18 protein-coding genes and 2 pseudogenes are annotated in these 17895 nt (G+C 60.9%); 10 read left to right on the forward strand and 10 right to left on the reverse strand.

Annotated elements, in window-relative coordinates; all coding sequences use genetic code 11:
* Positions 1-57: 57 nt before the first annotated feature.
* The 3 genes from ACP7BN_RS10405 (at position 58) to ACP7BN_RS10415 (ending at position 1724) form a co-directional block, all read left to right on the forward strand.
* The gene (locus ACP7BN_RS10405; protein ID WP_426203801.1) at positions 58-1017 is read left to right on the forward strand and encodes a nucleoside-specific channel-forming protein Tsx; all 960 of its coding nucleotides are present in this window, start codon (positions 58-60) and stop codon (positions 1015-1017) included.
* A 174-nt stretch (positions 1018-1191) separates the two neighbouring features.
* Positions 1192-1419 carry a DUF6555 family protein gene (locus ACP7BN_RS10410; RefSeq protein ID WP_420651437.1) on the forward strand — a complete coding sequence of 76 codons (228 nt, stop codon included), beginning with the start codon at positions 1192-1194 and terminating at the stop codon, positions 1417-1419.
* Positions 1420-1457: 38 nt separating this feature from the next.
* Positions 1458-1724: a hypothetical protein gene (locus ACP7BN_RS10415; protein WP_426203802.1), complete on the forward strand. Its 267-nt coding sequence runs from the start codon at positions 1458-1460 to the stop codon at positions 1722-1724.
* Between the two features lie 12 nt (positions 1725-1736).
* On the opposite strand, the gene ACP7BN_RS10420 is transcribed toward ACP7BN_RS10415, so the two are convergent.
* The 3 genes from ACP7BN_RS10420 to ACP7BN_RS10430 form a co-directional block, all read right to left on the reverse strand.
* Positions 1737-1898, reverse strand: coding sequence for a metallothionein (locus ACP7BN_RS10420; RefSeq protein WP_420650195.1), 162 nt, complete (start codon positions 1896-1898; stop codon positions 1737-1739).
* 709 nt (positions 1899-2607) lie between these two features.
* The gene (locus ACP7BN_RS10425) at positions 2608-3063 is read right to left on the reverse strand and encodes a DMT family transporter (RefSeq protein ID WP_426203804.1); all 456 of its coding nucleotides are present in this window, start codon (positions 3061-3063) and stop codon (positions 2608-2610) included.
* A 2-nt stretch (positions 3064-3065) separates the two neighbouring features.
* Positions 3066-3551 (reverse strand): DMT family transporter, encoded by a 486-nt coding sequence (locus ACP7BN_RS10430; RefSeq protein ID WP_426203806.1) that lies wholly within the window; start codon positions 3549-3551, stop codon positions 3066-3068.
* A gap of 111 nt (positions 3552-3662) precedes the next feature.
* On the opposite strand from ACP7BN_RS10430, the gene ACP7BN_RS10435 reads away from it, so the two are divergent.
* On the forward strand, positions 3663-4607 hold the full coding sequence (locus ACP7BN_RS10435) for a LysR family transcriptional regulator (protein WP_426203808.1): 945 nt from the start codon (positions 3663-3665) through the stop codon (positions 4605-4607).
* 199 nt (positions 4608-4806) lie between these two features.
* Here ACP7BN_RS10435 and ACP7BN_RS10440 read toward each other — a convergent pair whose 3' ends face one another.
* The 3 genes and pseudogenes from ACP7BN_RS10440 to ACP7BN_RS10450 form a co-directional block, all read right to left on the reverse strand.
* On the reverse strand, positions 4807-5628 hold the full coding sequence (locus ACP7BN_RS10440; protein ID WP_426204149.1) for a methyl-accepting chemotaxis protein: 822 nt from the start codon (positions 5626-5628) through the stop codon (positions 4807-4809).
* 84 nt (positions 5629-5712) lie between these two features.
* Positions 5713-6489: pseudogene (locus tag ACP7BN_RS10445) on the reverse strand (cache domain-containing protein); the annotation flags it as partial.
* A gap of 92 nt (positions 6490-6581) precedes the next feature.
* Positions 6582-7898 carry a Na+/H+ antiporter family protein gene (locus tag ACP7BN_RS10450; RefSeq protein WP_426203809.1) on the reverse strand — a complete coding sequence of 439 codons (1317 nt, stop codon included), beginning with the start codon at positions 7896-7898 and terminating at the stop codon, positions 6582-6584.
* Positions 7899-9502: 1604 nt separating this feature from the next.
* Here ACP7BN_RS10450 and ACP7BN_RS10455 point away from each other — a divergent pair.
* Together ACP7BN_RS10455 and ACP7BN_RS10460 are read left to right on the forward strand one after the other, a co-directional pair.
* Positions 9503-9649, forward strand: a pseudogene (locus ACP7BN_RS10455) (HAMP domain-containing protein); the annotation flags it as partial.
* 102 nt (positions 9650-9751) lie between these two features.
* The gene (locus ACP7BN_RS10460) at positions 9752-10507 is read left to right on the forward strand and encodes a methyl-accepting chemotaxis protein (protein ID WP_420650224.1); all 756 of its coding nucleotides are present in this window, start codon (positions 9752-9754) and stop codon (positions 10505-10507) included.
* A gap of 200 nt (positions 10508-10707) precedes the next feature.
* On the opposite strand, the gene ACP7BN_RS10465 is transcribed toward ACP7BN_RS10460, so the two are convergent.
* Genes ACP7BN_RS10465 through ACP7BN_RS10480 form a run of 4 tightly spaced genes read right to left on the reverse strand, consistent with a single transcriptional unit; the run spans position 10708 to position 13327 of the window.
* Complete coding sequence (locus ACP7BN_RS10465; protein ID WP_426203810.1) at positions 10708-12021, reverse strand: sensor histidine kinase; 1314 nt, start codon at positions 12019-12021, stop codon at positions 10708-10710.
* Positions 12018-12686 (reverse strand): response regulator transcription factor, encoded by a 669-nt coding sequence (locus ACP7BN_RS10470; RefSeq protein ID WP_420650201.1) that lies wholly within the window; start codon positions 12684-12686, stop codon positions 12018-12020. Before ACP7BN_RS10470 ends, ACP7BN_RS10465 begins: the two co-directional genes overlap by 4 nt.
* Positions 12687-12689: 3 nt before the next feature.
* A complete protein-coding gene (locus ACP7BN_RS10475) occupies positions 12690-13016 on the reverse strand; it encodes a PepSY domain-containing protein (protein ID WP_426203811.1) in 327 nt (108 codons plus the stop codon).
* A complete protein-coding gene (locus ACP7BN_RS10480) occupies positions 13016-13327 on the reverse strand; it encodes a PepSY domain-containing protein (RefSeq protein WP_426203812.1) in 312 nt (103 codons plus the stop codon). Before ACP7BN_RS10480 ends, ACP7BN_RS10475 begins: the two co-directional genes overlap by 1 nt.
* A gap of 156 nt (positions 13328-13483) precedes the next feature.
* Here ACP7BN_RS10480 and ACP7BN_RS10485 point away from each other — a divergent pair, with 156 nt between their 5' ends.
* From ACP7BN_RS10485 to codA, 4 genes are all read left to right on the forward strand, one after another.
* The gene (locus tag ACP7BN_RS10485) at positions 13484-14563 is read left to right on the forward strand and encodes a patatin-like phospholipase family protein (RefSeq protein ID WP_426203814.1); all 1080 of its coding nucleotides are present in this window, start codon (positions 13484-13486) and stop codon (positions 14561-14563) included.
* Between the two features lie 95 nt (positions 14564-14658).
* Positions 14659-15015 carry a 6-carboxytetrahydropterin synthase QueD gene (queD, locus tag ACP7BN_RS10490; RefSeq protein ID WP_420650205.1) on the forward strand — a complete coding sequence of 119 codons (357 nt, stop codon included), beginning with the start codon at positions 14659-14661 and terminating at the stop codon, positions 15013-15015.
* A 174-nt stretch (positions 15016-15189) separates the two neighbouring features.
* Positions 15190-16461: a cytosine permease gene (gene codB / locus ACP7BN_RS10495; RefSeq protein ID WP_426203816.1), complete on the forward strand. Its 1272-nt coding sequence runs from the start codon at positions 15190-15192 to the stop codon at positions 16459-16461.
* 13 nt (positions 16462-16474) lie between these two features.
* Positions 16475-17722, forward strand: a complete 1248-nt coding sequence (codA, locus tag ACP7BN_RS10500; RefSeq protein WP_426203817.1) for a cytosine deaminase — start codon at positions 16475-16477, stop codon at positions 17720-17722.
* The last annotated feature ends 173 nt before the right edge of the window (positions 17723-17895 follow it).

The following is a 17895-nucleotide window of genomic DNA, read 5'->3' on the forward strand; positions in this document are numbered from 1 at the left end:
CGACTAAAACCGTACAGGCCCGCAGTGTCGGGCCTTGATCCGTAAAAAGGACTTTGAATGCACCTGTCTTCTTGCCGCCGCCCGTGGGGCGCGCGCACTTTTGCTGTTTCCTTGCTACTGGCCGGCGTTACCGGAATTCTCAGTCTCAGCGCATTGGCGCAACCCGCCGCCAAGGATGAGTCGGCCCAAGGTGAAGCCCTCAGCGCGGAAGCCAGTCCGCCGAAAAAAGGTGAGTATCTGTCGGATTGGTTCAACCAGGACCTGATGATCATCGGCAGCAAGGACATCAGCTTCGGCCCGCAACCTTCCGACGACATCTACCTCGAATATGAATACTTCGGGCGCAAGGGGCCGTTCGAGTTGTACGGCTACGTCGACATCCCGAAGATCTTCGACATTGGCAACAGCCACGACAAAGGCGTGTGGGATCACGGCTCGCCACTGTTCATGGAACACGAACCGCGGATCTCCATCGACTATCTCGCCGGCCGCAGCCTGGCCATCGGCCCGTTCAAGGAATGGTACATAGCCTTCGACTGGATCTACGACCACGGCAGCCGCAAAGAGAACCGCGCCAACACGTTGTACAGCGGCTTCGGCACCGACATCGACACCCACTCGCGGGTCAACCTGTCGGCCAACCTGTACGGGCGCTATCAATGGGAAAACTATGGCGCGAGCAATGAATATTCGTGGGACGGCTACCGCGCCCAGCTCAAATACATCGTGCCGATCAGCAGCTTCAGCAACGGCGCGTCACTGACCTACATCGGCTTCACCAACTTCGACTTTGGCTCGGACATGCACAAGGACAACCCGGCCCGTACCGCCAACGCGACGGTGGCGACCAACGTGTTTCTGTACTCGTTCACCCATTTGCGCTTCATGCTGGTGGGGCGGTATTTCCACAACGGCGGCAACTGGGAGGACGGCAGCGAGCTGAACTTCGGCGAAGGCAACTTCCGCGCGCGCTCGAATGGCTGGGGGTATTACGCGGGGGTCGGCTATCAGTTCTGAGCAATAGCCGTAACCTTTGGCCAAGGGAACGGCAGCATTCATTGGGGTTGCTGCAAGCGCAATCCCGGCAAGCCCCCAACGCTGCTGCCAACAACCGCTACCGTCGGACAATCCGACTGAATTTTCCCGGCGCAGCGCGATCCTTCTATTACCACAGGGAGGAAGATGGGCTTTATGAACAACGCAAAACTCTACGTCATCGAATACACCCTTCACGGCACGCCCAAGTCCTTCATTATCCGCTCGGACAAGATGGACAACGCCGAGGCTTGGCACTGGGCGAGCTGCGATGCCGGGGTAGGCCGAATTCCGCGCTTCGGCCGGGAAAAGGTGCAAAAGACCAGCAAGCCGATGGCAGAAAAATTCGGCGTGGAAAACGTTCTCTGGCGACCGGCAAGCTAAGCTTGAGCAACAGCGGGGACGACTTCGGGGGAACACACATGACGACCAGTGCGGCGCACCTGGAATACGGCCTGGACAGCGCGTCCGGCCGCATCAGCAAAAGCGTCGAATGCCAAGTCGACTTGGAAGCCGTCGAAAACGATCCCTACTGCTTTGCATTGTTGGTGTATGCACCGTTGCCGGAAGACCTGAATCAAGCGATCACGGTGGTTGTTTTTGTCGAAGGCAGGCGACTGCAGGGCAGCGTCCGGCGCATCGAATTGCTGGACGATGACAGTCTGAAACTGGAAGTGGAGCCTGATTAGGCTCCACTTTTTTTATTTAGCATGGGCGCATTTGCAACCTTCGGTGGAACACTCTTTGCCGTCCTCGTGATGATGCGCACAAGCCTCGCAACAGAAATGCTTGCCGTGGCGAACGATGGGATGCTCGCCGAGCTTGCAGTTGCACTTTGGACAGTCGCAGGTTTTGTCGGGCATGGGACAGACTCCTTGGGTGGTGGTTGTCTGGGGCTTGCACGGTTAGCCGTGTTTACCAGTGTAGGTGCTGAGCAGCGGTGGGAGCATATCCGTTGCTGCGGTGATGGCTGATTATGGTTTCGCTCTTACAGCGACTCACTTTTCCAGACGCCGAAAAGTAAGCAAAAGGCTATGCGCCCCGGCGTACGGCACTTCGCTTAGGCTCAGTGTTCCCTCGCTCCGGTGCCCATCAGGGGCATCGCCTCCGGTTTGCTGCGCTGCACCTCCTCTCGATGAATGCGGCTGCGCCGCACGGCGCTGCGCGCCTACCCCTGATGGGCGCCTACGCTCGGCCTGCCGATGGGGCTGGAGATCAAAAGCCACATCAAAAGCCCCTCACCCTAGCCCTCTCCCAGAGGGAGAGGGAACTGACCGAGTGGTTTGGCAGAGGTGCGCCGACGTGAAATACCGAGCCGAACTCAGGCTATGAAAAGCACACAAATCGGCCCCCTCTCCTCGAGGAGAGGGCTGGGGTGAGGGGTGAATCCACCGCAAAACCAAAGCCGAACACCCGCCCTTCACCACTCAACACAATGAGCGTTAGCTCGAGAGCAGCTCTTGATCTCGAGCGCCCGTCACGCCCTGAGCCTGTCCGTCAATCTGTTGCCACCTCCATCGACGCCTTTATCAGTGTTGATCCGCCATCACCAAAAAACCGGATAAACCCCAATCAATCCAAAGACCGCACAGAACTCCGATACATAAACACCAACGCCAACCCCAAACAAACCATAGCCAAAATCCGCGATCCAGAAAGCTCAATCGCCGGATTCCCCAGCCAGCCAAAATTATCAATCAACATCCCCATCCCCAACTGCCCGACAATCACCGCCACAGTCGCCACCGCCGTCCCGACCCGAGGCACCGCGCCAACCATGACAATCATATAAACCACCCCAAACAACGCGCCACTCAACTGCCACTTCGGGACATCCAACAAACTCACCGCATGCGCCGGCTCAAAAAACACAATCAACAAACCAGTGACCAGCGCACCCACGGTAAATGTCAGCAAACTACTGCGCAAAACCCCGACGGTTTCACCCAGCCGCCCATTGATCGCCGCCTGCACACTCAACACCGCACCGGCCAACACCACCACCGCCAACAAAATAACCAGACTCATGATCAACCCCGCGCAATCAAAACAAGTGCCGCGACAATCAGCAGCAGCGCCAGCCAACGCTCACCGTTGACCTTTTTACGCACCGCGCCGAACCAGCCGAAGTGGTCGATCAACACGCTCTTGCCGACCTGCCCGGAGAGGATCGCGATCATGGTCATGGCGATCCCGATGTGCGGCGTCGCCATCGTCAGCACCACCACGTAAATCGGCCCGAGCACACCCCCGATCAACTGCCAGCGTGGCAACGTGTTCAACGCAGGTCCTTGTTGCGGGCCACTGAACAACAGCAGCAAAAACAGAATTGCCGAACCTACCCCGAAGATGCTCAAGGTCGCCCACAGATGCCCGACCTGCGCACCCAACGGCCCGAGCAACCCCGCCTCAACCGATAACCCCATGCCCGCCAGAATCACCAGCGGCAGCAACAACAAGCGCAACCCTGGTTTAGTCACCGGCCGCGCCACACTCACCTCATCCAACGTCTGCATAACCACAACCTGATCCAGTAATCGATGGCGCGGATTATCGGCTGGTGTCGCTGTGCGATAAATGGCAGCATCCGGACAACACTTTTGCGCAACTCGCACAGCAGGATGACCATGCACGGGCTCAACGAACTCGGATTCAAGGCGCTACGACTGTTTGTGGCGGTGCTGGATCACGGCAGTTTTTCCGAAGTCGCGCGGCGTGAGAGCGTGGCGCCCTCCTCGATTTCGCGACAGATTCAGTTGATGGAGCAGGCGCTGAACCAGCAATTACTCTACCGCCACACCCGCGCAGTCACCCCGACCGAGGCCGGGCGCATGCTCGGTCACCATGCGCGGCTGGTGCTGGTGCAACTGGAAGAAGCCGAGCAGGCGTTGCAGGAGCAGCAAAGCGAGCCGACTGGCCTGGTACGCATCAACGCACCCGTGGTGTTCGGCCAGCGCCACCTGACGCCGTGGCTGGGTCAGTTGTGCGCGCGCTATCCAAAGCTGCAACTGGACATTCAGCAGACCGACCATTACGTCGATCCGTTGCAGGAAGGCACCGACCTGTTGTTTCGCATCGGCGCGCTGCACGACTCAAGCATGCAGGCGCGGATTCTGGCGCCGCATCGCTTTCAGGTAGCGGCGAGTCCTGCCTATCTCAAACGCCACGGTACGCCGCAACATCCGGATGATCTGGCGCAGCACCAGTGCCTCGCCTATAAAGGCGCAACCGGCCAGCAGCGTTGGTTCTTTCGTCGTGACGGGCAGGAGTGGACGCCTTACTCGGTTCGAGGCCCGATCACCGGCAACCACGCGGACACCCTGACTCAGGCCGCTGTGCAGGGGCTGGGGCTGGTGATGTTTCCGTCGTGGCTGATTGGCGAGGCCGTGCGTGAGGGCACGCTGGTGCCGGTGTTGAGCGAGTATCAGGTGTCGAACAGTCTGGAGCCGCAGCAGATCGCCGTGCTGTGGCCGGGGAGTCGGCGGTTGTCGGTGAAGGTGCGTACGGTGATTGATTTCTTCGTCGAATGCTTCGGCGAAGTGCCTTATTGGGACAGGCCCCTGAGCGGCTGAAGATCAAGAGCCCCTCACCCTAGCCCTCTCCCTGGGGGAGAGGGAACCGATTGGGGGATATTGGATAAATACGCCGACTTGAACGATGTGCTTTGAATCCATAATCGACTCCATCTTTCAGGTCGATGTAGGACGACGCACACCTCGGTCAGTCCCCTCTCCCTCTGGGAGAGGGTTAGGGTGAGGGGCTTTTCAGGCTTCAGATACGGAACTGGCCCACCAGTTTGCCGAGGCGCTGACCCAAATCTGCAAGGCTGCGCGAAGTCTGCGCCCCCAGCTGCGTCTCATCCGCCACACTGTCCACCGCTACCGCAATCTGATGCACGCTGCGGTTGATCTCCTCCGCCACCGCCGTCTGCTCTTCCGCAGCTGAAGCAATCTGCGCGTTCATCGAGTTGATCGTGGCGATCAACTCGGCCATCGCGTCCAGCGAAGCACCGGCCTGATTGGCCTGCGCGGATGTCCCGTCACCCGCCTCGCTCGAACGGCGCATCGCTTCGACCGCCGACTGCGTGCCGGCCTGCAAGCGATCGATCATGCCCTGAATTTCCTGAGTGCTGATCTGCGTACGACTGGCCAGCGCGCGCACTTCATCCGCCACCACCGCAAAGCCGCGCCCGGCTTCACCGGCCCGCGCTGCTTCAATCGCTGCGTTGAGCGCCAAGAGGTTGGTCTGTTCGGCAATCGAGCGGATCACCCCAAGCACGCCGACAATCGACGATACGTCCTGTTGCAAGTTGTCGAGGGACACGCCGCTGCTGCGAATGTCGTCCACCAGCGCATGAATCTGCTTGATGCTGCCAGCCACCACGCGCTTGGCGGTCTGGCCTTCTTCGTCGGTCTGCTGCGCGGCGACCGCAGCGTTCTGCGCGCTCTTGGCGACTTCCATGGCGGCGGCGGACATTTCGTTGATCGCCGTGGCGACTTGGTCGGTTTCGTGACGTTGACGCTCCATCGCCTGATCCGAACGCTGGGCTTGATCCGACACCTGCGTCACCAGCCCGGTCAGTTGTGTAGTCATCTCGGTGATCTGCCGCACCAGGCCGTGGATCTTGTCGACGAAACGGTTGAACGAGCCGGCCAGTTCGCCGAGTTCGTCCTGGCTGGTGATGGTCAGACGTCGCGTCAGATCGCCCTCGCCCGCCGCGATGTCATCGAGGTTGGCTTTCATCAGGGTCAGTGGGCGCAGAATCGCGTTGGCCAGCAGCAGCCCCGCCACCGCGATCACCAGCAGCACGATCAGCGCCACGCCGACGATGCTCAGAATCACGCCTTGCATGCGCTCTTGAATCTGCGCTTCAACCAACGCCACTTGCGCTTCAATACCGTCGAGGTTGACCGAGGTGCCGACTGCCATGTCCCACTTCGGCAGGTATTCGGTGTAGCCGAGTTTCGGCACCAGCACTTGCGCATTACCCGGCAGCGCCGAGCTGTATTGCAGATAGTGGGTGCCGTCCTTCGCCACTTTCACCAGATCGCGGTTGACGTACACGCCGTTTGGATCGCGGTTGTCCTTGAAGCTCTTGCCCACGCCCTCGGGGTCGCTGGCCTTGAACAGACGCACGGTTTCGGAGTCGTAGCCGAAGAAGTAGCCGTCCTTGCCGTACTTGATGCTCGACAGCAACTTGACCACCTGCGCGCGCGCCGCGGTATCGCCCGGGGCGGCGGCATCGTACAGCGGTTTGATGGTGGTCATGGCCACGGCGACGTAGCTGGCCAGCGTGGCCTTGGCATCAGCGAGCAGGCGCTCGCGGGTCTGGGTGACTTCATTGCGCGCCTGTTCCTGCAGGATGAACAGCGTGGTCAGGCTGATCACCAGCGCAAAGAGCAGCACCGGCAGGACGGCAAGGGACAGGACTTTAGCCTTGAGGCTCAGACGCATGGTGGCTCACTCTTTTGGTTTTGTCGGCGTGATTAAAGGCTTTAACGGCAAACAAAACCAAAAGTTGAGCTGATGATCTCCCCTGTGTCGGATCAGAGGACCATCGCGGCAATCCAGCCAAACACCAGCAGCGGCAGATTGTAGTGCAGGAACGTCGGTACCACGGTGTCCCAGATATGGTGATGCTGGCCGTCGATGTTCAGACCGGAGGTCGGGCCGAGCGTCGAGTCCGAGGCTGGCGAACCGGCGTCGCCCAACGCACCCGCCGTACCGACGATGCACACAATGGCAATCGGGCTGAAGCCGAGCTGCACGCACAACGGCACGAAAATCACCGCGAGGATCGGCACCGTGGAAAACGACGAGCCGATCCCCATGGTCACCAGCAGGCCCACCAGCAACATCATCAGCGCGCCGACGGCTTTGCTGTGGTCGATCCACGCCGCCGAGGTTTCCACCAGAGTCTGCACTTCACCGGTGGCCTTGATCACTTCGCCGAAACCCGAGGAGGCGATCATGATGAAGCCGATCATCGCCATCATCTTCATGCCTTCGGTGAACAAATCATCAGTCTCGCGCCACTTGACGATGCCCGACGCCGAGAAGATCAGAAACCCGGCCAGTGCGCCGATAATCATCGAATCCAGCAACAGCTGAATAATGAACGCCGCTGCAATTGCCACACCGGCAATCATCAGGCTCATCGGGTTGTATCGCACCGCGACTTGCTCGACCTGCTCGATCTTCGCCAGATCGTAGACGCGCTTCTTGCGATAGCTGATGAAGGCAATGCCCAGCCCCACCAACATGCCCAGCGCCGGAATGCCCATGGCATGCGTGACGTTGATGCCGCTGATGTCGACGCCGCTACGGGCGACGTTGGCCAGCAGGATTTCGTTGAGGAAGATGTTGCCGAAACCCACTGGCAGGAACATGTACGGGGTGATCAGGCCGAAAGTCATCACGCAGGCGATCAAGCGCCGGTCGAGTTGCAGCTTGGTCAGGACGTATAGAAGCGGCGGCACCAGCAACGGAATGAACGCGATATGGATCGGCAGGATGTTCTGCGAGGCAATCGCCACCGCCCACAACAGGCCGATCAACACCCACTTGACGTTGCCGCCACCGTTCGCGTGCTGCCGATCAACCATCGCCAGGGCCTTGTCGGCCAAGGCATGCGCCAAGCCGGACTTGGCAATCGCCACCGCGAAAGCGCCGAGCAACGCGTAGGACAACGCCACCGTCGCCCCGCCGCCCAAGCCACTGTTGAACGCTTTGAGCGTGGCTTCGATGCCCAGCCCACCGGTCAGGCCACCGACCAGCGCGCCGACGATCAAAGCGATCACCACATGCACCCGGGACAGGCTGAGGATCAGCATGACGCCGACCGCAGCAATCACTGCATTCATTTCACTACCTCAAAAAACACTGCGGTGAGCCGTCACCGCCAGACAGAATGAGTCCGCCCGGCACTGCCCGAGGGCTGCCAGCGGGTTGCAAAGAGGGTCTTATTAGAAGGGCGCGCACTGTGCCGCAGAGTGGCCGCAGTGTCAAAGCAACTGACCGCTTAGCGATGTAACAACCGACGAAACCCCCATGGATGAAACGTACTCCTGTGGCGAGGGGATTTATCCCCGTTCGGCTGCGCAGCAGTCGCAAATCCTGCGAATGCGATTTCTCTGGAAGATTGCGGGGGGCGGCTTCGCCACCCAACGGGGCGGTGCGACGTTTCGCTGAATCCCCTCGCCACAGGATTCGTGTCGGTCAGCAAGTGCGGCAATTCGCCATATTGTGTTTCAGCCATAAAGAAAGCCGAAACGCGGCCGCTACAGTGCAAAGTCTCAGATATTTATCGAATAAGGACGTCTCCATGTCACTCAGACAACTTTCCATCCAATGGAAAATCACCCTGCTCGCCGGGCTGTGCCTGGCCGGCATCGTGACCCTGCTGGTGGGTCTTTCGCTGTATCGCATGGAGCACAGCTCCGCGCTGGTGAAGGCTTCGAGCATGGAGATGCTCACCGATTCGGCGCAGGCGCGCATCGAGTCCCAAGGCGAAGTTCAGGCGCTGGGGATTCGCCAGCAGTTCATGGACGCCTATCAGTACGGGCATGGTTTCTCGCGGCAGGTGCTGTTCCTGCGTGAACAGGCCGAGAAGCGCTTCCTCGACGCCTTCGATCTGCGCGAAGACATGACTCGTCAGGTCAAATCGGCGTTGCAAGCCAACCCGGATCTGCTCGGCCTGTCGCTGGTATTCGAAGCCAATGCGCTGGACGGCAAGGACGAACTGTTTGCCGGTCAGGCTGAACTGGGCAGCAACGACAAGGGCCGTTTTGCGCTGTACTGGTCGCAACCGACCCCGGGCAAAGTCACCTCGATGGCGCTGCCGGAAAGCGACATGGCCGACACCAGCACCGGCCCCAGCGGTCAGGCCGCCAATGCCTGGTTCACCTGCCCGCGCACCACGCTCAAACCGTGCGTGATCGAACCGTACTTCTATGTGATCGACGGCCAGAAAGTGCTGATGACCAGCATCGTGTTCCCGCTGATGGTCAACGGCAAAGTCATCGCCTCGCTGTCGGTGGACATCAACCTCAACAGCTTGCAGGCGATCAGCCAGGGCGCGAGCAAAAAACTCTACGACGGTCAGACCGCCGTGAGCATCATCAGCCCGGCCGGCCTGCTCGCCGGTTACAGCCCGGACGCCGGCAAGCTCAGCCAGCGCCTCGATGCAGTCGACACTACCAGCGGCGCCGAACTGCTGCGCTTGCTCGCTTCACGCAACAGCGTCAGCAGCCTGCACGCCAATGACAAACTCAAAGTGCTGTCGCCGTTCCAGCCGATTCCTGGTGGTCCGTCGTGGGGCGTGCTGCTTGATGTGCCGGAGAAAGTACTGGTCGGCCCGGCCGAAGCGCTCAAGCAACAACTGGATGCGAGCAACTCTGCGGGCGCCATGGTCGAACTGGGCCTCGGCGCCCTCGCCGCATTGGTCGGTCTGTTGCTGGTGTGGCTGATGGCGCGCAGCGTGACCAAACCGATTCTCGGCGTGGCGCACATGCTCGAAGACATCGCCAGCGGCGAAGGCGACCTGACCCGACGTCTGGCCTACGACAAACAGGATGAACTCGGTCAACTGGCCGGTTGGTTCAACCGCTTCCTCGACAAGCTGCAGCCGATCATTGCTGAAGTGAAACGCTCGGTGCAGGACGCGCGCAACACCGCCGATCAGTCCTCGGCCATCGCCACCCAGACCAGCGCCGGCATGGAGCAGCAATACCGCCAGGTCGATCAAGTGGCCACCGCATCGCACGAAATGAGCGCCACCGCTCAGGACGTCGCCCGTAGTGCCGCGCAAGCCGCCGAAGCCGCCAAGGACGCCGACCGCGCGACCCGTCAGGGTCTGACCGTAATCGACCGCACCACCGCCAGCATCGACACCCTCGCCTCGGACATGAGCGCGGCGATGATTCAGGTGGAAGGCCTGGCCGCCAACAGCGAGAAGATCGGCACCGTGCTGGAAACCATCCGCGCCATCGCCGAGCAAACCAACTTGCTGGCGCTGAACGCGGCCATCGAAGCAGCGCGCGCCGGTGAAGCCGGACGTGGTTTTGCCGTGGTCGCCGATGAGGTGCGTAACCTCGCCCGCCGCACTCAGGAATCGGTGGAAGAAACCCGCCTGGTGATCGAGCAATTGCAGAGCGGCACTCAAGACGTAGTTGGCTCGATGAACAACAGCCATCGTCAGGCTCAGGGCAGCGTCGAACAGGTCGGTCAGGCTGTAACCGCGCTGCGCCAGATCGGCGATGCGGTGACGGTGATCAGCGACATGAACCTGCAAATCGCCAGCGCGGCGGAGGAACAGAGCGCGGTGGCTGAGGAGATCAACAGCAACGTGGCGACAATTCGTGATGTGACGGAATCGCTGTCGGAGCAGGCGAATGAATCGGCGCGGGTGAGCCAGTCGCTGAATAGCCTGGCGAATCAGCAGCAGAGTTTGATGGATCAGTTTCGGGTTTGATTTGGATTGCTGAAAGTCAAAAGCTTACCCCCTCACCCCAACCCTCTCCCCCAAGGGGGCGAGGGGGAAAGGGAGCAGATCTCCGTCGTTTTCCAGGCCTGAGTTCAACTCGGAATCGCAGGTCGGCGTAACTAGCACATTCACCGCGGTCAGTCCCCTCTCCCTCCGGGAGAGGGCTAGGGTGAGGGGCTTTTGAAGGTTCAACGCCGAGGCAGTTGAATCAAAACCCGCAACCCACCCCACTCACTCTCGCCCAACACCATCTCCCCGCCCCACGTATCCACAATATCGCGCACAATCCCCAACCCCAATCCATGCCCAAGCGTCTGCTCATCCAGTCGCGCCCCCCGGCTGAACACCTGAGCGCGCTGCGCCTCGGGAATCCCCGGCCCGTCATCCTCAACGCTCAGCGCAAATCCTTCAGCCGTCTCAACCACGCTCAGCCGCACCTCGGCATCCGCCCATTTGCAGGCGTTATCCAGCAGATTACCCAGCAGCTCGAGCAAGTCCTCACGGTCCCACGGCAACTGCAGCCCCGCTGGCGCCACGTAGCTCAACGCCAGATGCTCGCCATGAATCATGTTCAAGGTCGCGAGCAACCCCGGCAGCTCCGCATCGCAATCAAACAACGCGCCCGGCAGCGCATCACCGGACAAGCGTGCGCGATTAAGTTCGCGATTGAGTCGCTGCTGCACCTGCTCCAGTTGCTGCTGAAGGATTTTTCTCAGCTCGGGATGCGCATCGAGTTTTTCGTTCGACGCCAGGCTCAACAGCACCGCCAGCGGGGTTTTCAACGCGTGCCCGAGGTTGCCCAGCGCATTGCGTGAGCGCTTGAGGCTGTCTTCGGTATGCGCCAGCAGATGGTTGATCTGCGCCACCAGCGGCTCGAGTTCTTCCGGCACTTGCTCATCGAGTTGCGAGCGCTGGCCCTGTTGCAACTGGGCGATCTGCTCTCGGGCCTTTTCCAGTGGGCGCAAAGCACGGCGCACGGTGATCCGTTGCAGGATCAGGATCAGCAGCAAACCGGCCAGCCCGAGGCCAAATCCGATCTGGCGCATGCGCTGGAAACTCTCGCGCACCGGTGTGTAGTCCTGGGCGACGCTGATCGAGATCGACTGACCCAGCCGCCGATAATCCGAGCGCAGCACCAGCAACTGCTGCCCCTCCGGCCCCAGTTGCAGATTGCTGTGCAGGCCGGGGCGTTCGAGGACCGGCAGCTCCTGATCCCACAACGAACGCGAGCGCCAGTGGCTGTCGGCGAAATCGATACGGAAGTAATGCCCGGAAAACGGTCGCAGGTAGGCCGGTGACAGGTGCCGTTCATCCAGCTGCAAACCCTGCGGGCCGCGCACCATTGCGACCAACAGACTCTCGCTGTCATTGCGCAGGCCGGCTTCGAGATAACGCTGCAAACCCGCTTCGAACAACCACAGACTGACTTGCGCCAGCACCACGCCGACGATCACCAGCACGCTGATCAGGCCCAGGCTCAAACGGCGCTGGATCGATCTCACGACGCTTGACCGCCGAACAGATAACCCTGGCCGCGACGGGTTTCAATCACGCTTTTGCCGAGCTTGCGCCGCAGGTGATTGACGTGGACTTCGAGCACATTGGAATCACGCTCGGTTTCGCCGTCGTAGAGGTGTTCGGCGAGGTGGCTTTTCGAGAGGATCTGTTCCGGGTGCAGCATGAAGTAGCGCAGCAGGCGAAATTCGGCAGCGGTCAGTTGAATGTCAGCGCCATCGCGCACCACGCACTGGCGGCCCTCATCCAGATGCAGGCCAGCAGATTTGAGCGTCGGTTGATTGGCCTGGCCCTTGGAGCGACGCAGCAGCGATTGAATGCGCAGATGCAGCTCTTCCGGGTGAAACGGTTTGGTCAGGTAATCGTCGGCACCGGCCTTCAGGCCTTCGATGCGCTCGGCCCAGGAGTCGCGTGCGGTGAGGATCAACACTGGAATCGCCAGACCGGCCGCGCGCCACTGCGCCAGCACATCCAGCCCCGGTACACCGGGCAAACCGAGGTCGAGGATGATCAGGTCGTAAGGCTCGCTGCTGCCCTGATAGACCGCGTCACGGCCATCCGCCAGCCAGTCGACCGCATAGCCCTGACGATTGAGGCCGGCGAGCAATTCGTCGGCCAGCGGCACGTGGTCTTCCACCAAAAGCAAACGCATCGGTCAATCTTCCTTGTCTTTAATCAAGCGGCCGGTGGCGGCTTCCAGGTGCAGCTCGCGCGCGACACCTTCGACCGTCAGCAACTCGACTTCATAAATGTACACGTCGTGCTTCTCTTCCAGCTCGGCTTCCAGCAGTTTCGCGCCGGGGTACAGATCCAGCGCCTGCTTGAGCAACTGCTCGAGCGGCATGATCACCCCTTGCTGACGCAGGCGCAGGGCTTCGTCCTGGTCGAGGTCGCGGGCGATGCTCACCGAACAGAATGCCACCAGCACCAGAGCCAGACGGCCCACGGTGCGCGCGGGTGAACGAGGTAAAAACGCTTTCATTAAATGTCCTGATGATCCTTGCGCAACAACCCGTCGGTTGCGTCCAGTTCCAGCTCCCACTCCACGCCTTGCGGGTCGCGCAATTCGATCTGATAAAGGTAGATGCCATACCTTTTTTCCAGCTCGATTTCGATGACGGTCGAACCCGGATGCCGCGCCATAGCCGTGGCCTGCACGGCGTCGATCGGCACAATGGTACCAGCGTCGACCAGTTTGCGCGCTTCGTCGGAGCGCAGGTCGCGGGTCTGGGCGAAGGTTGAGGACAGCCCGAACAGAACCAGTGCAACAAACAGGGCAGCCAGGGTTTTCATGGGATCTCCGTATTTTAAGTGCAGCTACGGGGCGCCACCCTAGCGGTGTGAACTTAACTGAAACTGAATTGCCATCATCCAATGCTGGCACCGCGCTCCTGCATGGCCCGGCATCATGGGCTTATAATCTTTCGCTTGCTAACGATCGAGACCGGTATGACTGCCATTCACATCAAGTTCCCCGCTCTTACCCTCAAGGCCGGCCCAAGGGCGATGGCGCGGATTCGTGCCCAAGGCCTCAGCGCTGCGGACGTCGGCACCCTGCCCGGCGCCGCTGGCGGGCCAAAGGCATTGGGGATTCAGGGGCTGGATCTGGCGCTGTTCGGCGAATGGCTGCCAGCCGCGCCGCGTGAACGCTCGCTGATTGGTGCGTCAGTCGGTTCCTGGCGCTTCGCCAGCGCCTGTCTGCCGGACGCCGCCGAAGGCATCCGTCGCCTCGGCCAGCTGTACACCGAGCAGAATTTCAATAAAGGCGTGAGCATGGCCGAGATCAGCCAGAGCTCGCAGCGCATGCTCGATGACCTGCTCGACGGCCGCGACGCGCAACTGCTCGCCAACCCGGATTACCGCTTGAACATCATGGTGGTCAAAAGTCACGGTCGGCTGGCGGATGATCATCGCGGCCGGCTGGGGCTGGCACTGGGTTCGGTGATCGCCGACAACCTGCGCGGGCGGGCGCGCCTGTCGCGGCACTTTGAACGGCTGATCATCCACGATCCGCGCCTGGCGCCACCGGTGCATGCGCTGAATGACTTTCCGTCACGCTTCGTCGAGCTCAACGCCGGCAACCTGCGTCAGGCGCTATTGGCCTCGGGTTCGATCCCGATGGTCATGCAAGGCGTGCGCGATCTGCCGGGTGCTGGCGTCGGAACGTTCCGCGACGGCGGTTTGCTCGACTATCACCTCGATCTGCCCTACAGCGGCGACGGCATCGTGCTTTATCCGCACTTCACCGACCGGGTGATTCCCGGCTGGTTCGACAAGACCCTGCCGTGGCGCAAAGCCTCGGTAGAACGCTTGCAGGATGTGCTGTTGCTCGCGCCTTCCAGGGAATATCTGGCGCGCCTGCCGTTCGGCAAACTGCCCGACCGTAACGACTTCAAGCGCTTCATGGGTGATGCACCGGCGCGGCAGAAATACTGGCGCGCCGCGATGGACGAGAGCCGTCGTCTGGGTGACGAGTTTCTCGAACTCAGCGCCAACGGTCGCCTCGCCGAGCGCTTGCTGACCCTTTAGTCAGTGTTTTGCCGCATCGCCAAACACAAGCTGGTAAACTCGCCGCCTGCCCGAATCGCTGCGGCGAACGCCACCTGAACAGAGCCGAAAATACTGTGGAAATCTTCAAAGAGTTCACCTTCGAATCCGCCCACCGCCTGCCGCACGTACCGGACGGCCACAAGTGCGGGCGTCTGCACGGCCACTCGTTCAAAGTGGCGCTGCACCTGAGCGGCGATCTCGATCCGCACACCGGCTGGATCCGCGATTTCTCCGAGATCAAAGCGATTTTCAAGCCGCTGTACGAGCGTCTGGATCACAACTACCTGAACGACATTCCAGGCCTGGAAAACCCGACCAGCGAAGTGCTGGCGCAATTCATCTGGAAAGAGATGAAGCCATTGCTGCCGGAACTCAGCGCGATTCGCATCCATGAGACCTGCACCAGCGGTTGCATCTATCGCGGCGAGTAAATCGCGCGATACAAACAAACCACCGAACCCGGTGGTTTTTTTATGCACAAGAAAACGCTCCGCAAGCCATCGCCGCCGCCCTGCTGCAATTCCTCTCCCCCCCAACAGTTTCGACTTGGCACGACCACTGCATCCTCTCCCGCGTCCTCCTCATCTCCAGCAAGGAACGCCCACATGACGCAGAACGATCCCGGCAACGATTACCCCCTCAGCGAAGTCCCCATGCATGCGCGCAAAGGCCTGGCCTCCACGGCGATGGTGTTACTGGGCTTCACGTTTTTTACCGCAACGATGTTTGCCGGCGGCAAGCTCGGCGTGGCGTTCAGTTTCGGCGAGATGCTCGCAGTGATCGCGGTCGGCAATTTGCTTCTCGGTTTGTATGCCGCAGGCTTGGGGTACATCGCCTTCAAGAGCGGTTTGAATTCGGTGCTGATGGGGCGTTTCTGTTTCGGCGAAATCGGCAGCAAGCTCAGCGACCTGATTCTGGGATTCACCCAGATCGGCTGGTATGCCTGGGGCACCGCGACTGCTGCGGTGGTCCTGGGGAAATACTTCGATCTGAACCAAGGCACGGTGCTCGGGCTGATGATGCTGTTCGGTCTGCTGTTCTGCGCGACGGCGTACGTCGGTTATCGCGGGCTGGAGATTCTGTCGTACATCGCGGTGCCGGCGATGATGTTGCTGCTGATGCTGTCGATGTGGGTGGCCACGGTCAAGGTCGGCGGACTTGAAGGGTTGCTCAGCGTGGTGCCCAGTGGTTCGCTGGACTGGTCGACCGCCATCACGCTGGTGTTCGGCACCTTCGTCAGCGGTGCGACGCAAGCCACCAACTGGACACGATTCTCGCGTTCGGCGCGGGTCGCGGTGCTGGCGAGCCTGATCGGCTTCTTCATCGGCAACGGCCTGATGGTATTGATCGGCGCGTATGGCGCCATCGTTTATCAGCAGCCGGACGTGGTTGAAGTGCTGCTGTTGCAGGGCTTCGCCATGGCGGCGATGGCGATGTTGCTGCTGAACATCTGGAGCACTCAGGACAACACCATCTACAACTTCGCCGTCGCCGGTTGCAATCTGCTGCGCACCGGTCGACGCAAAACCGTGACGCTGGCCGGCGCGGTGATCGGCACTGCGCTGGCGCTGCTGGGCATGTACGACATGCTGGTGCCGTATCTGATTCTGCTCGGCACAGTGATTCCGCCGATTGGTGGAGTGATCATGGCGGATTTTTTCTATCGCTGGCGCGGGCACTATCCGCGGCTGGCCGACGCACGGCTGCCGGCCTTCAACTGGCCGGGGCTCGGGGCTTACGCGGTTGGCACGATGGCCGCATTCGGCTCGCCGTGGGTCGCGCCGCTGGTAGGGATTGCCGCTGCCGCGCTAACGTATGTCATCGTCACTGGCCTGCTCGGCGCCCGCCGCGCCAGTGTGCCTCTACAAGATCTATAAAAGGATTCGCCTGATGCACATCATCAACGCCCGCCTGCGCAACCAGGAAGGTCTGCACGAATTGCACCTCGAAGACGGCCTGATCCGCAGCATCGCGCGCCAGACCGAAGCGCCGACTCTCGGCGCCGATGACCTCGACGCCGGCGGCAATCTGGTGGTGCCGCCCTTCGTCGAGCCGCACATTCACCTCGACGCCACGCTGACCGCCGGCGAGCCGCGCTGGAACATGAGCGGCACGCTGTTCGAAGGCATCGAATGCTGGGGCGAGCGCAAGGTCACCATCACCGAAGAAGACACCAAGACCCGCGCCAAGAAAACCATCCAGACCCTCGCCGCGCACGGCATCCAGCACGTGCGCACCCACGTCGACGTCACCGACCCGCAACTCACCGCGCTCAAGGCCATGCTCGAAGTGCGTGAAGAAAGCCGGCACCTGATCGACCTGCAAATCGTCGCGTTCCCGCAGGAGGGCATCGAGTCATTCCGCAATGGCCGCGAGCTGATGGAAGAGTCGATCCGCATGGGCGCCGATGTGGTCGGCGGGATTCCGCACTTCGAATACACCCGCGATCAGGGCGTCAGCTCGGTGAAGTTCCTGATGGACCTCGCCGAGCGCACCGGTTGTCTGGTGGACGTGCATTGCGACGAAACCGACGACCCGCATTCGCGTTTCCTCGAAGTGCTCGCCGAAGAAGCGCACAGCCGCGACATGGGTTCACTCGTGACTGCCAGCCACACCACGGCGATGGGCTCCTACGACAACGCCTACTGCGCCAAACTGTTCCGCCTGCTCGGGCATTCGGGGATCAGTTTTGTCTCCTGCCCGACCGAAAGCATTCACCTGCAAGGACGCTTCGACAACTTCCCGAAACGTCGCGGCGTGACCCGCGTCAATGAACTGCTCGAAGCCGGAATGAACGTGTGTTTCGGTCAGGATTCCATCGTCGATCCGTGGTATCCGCTGGGCAACGGCAACATCCTCCGTGTGCTCGAAGCCGGGCTGCATATCTGCCACATGCTCGGCTATCGCAACCTGCAAAGTGCGCTGGACCTGGTGACGGATAACAGCGCCAAAGCGATGAACCTGGGCGAGCGTTATGGCCTGGAACAGGGGCGCCCGGCGAATCTGCTGATCCTCTCGGCGGACAGCGATTACGAGGTGATTCGCAGCCAAGGGTTGCCGCTGTACTCGATTCGTGGCGGTAAGGTGCTGATGAAGCGGCAGATGCCGGTGGTGGAATTTGCTGATGGCCTGAGCTGAGTCCAAGGCGATGGCTGCTGGCCCCTTCGCTGGCAAGCCAGCTCCCACAGATCACGATGATTCCTGTGAGAGCCTGGCTTGCCAGCGATGGCAATGCTGGATTCAACACCGTCCCGCCGAGTATTACGCTCAAGCAATCGCCGCCGTTTTTGCCCCAGCGCACAGGCTGTGCA

The sequence above is a fragment of the Pseudomonas sp. TWP3-1 genome (assembly GCF_049896625.1).
In the GTDB taxonomy this organism is placed as follows: Bacteria; Pseudomonadota; Gammaproteobacteria; order Pseudomonadales; family Pseudomonadaceae; genus Aquipseudomonas.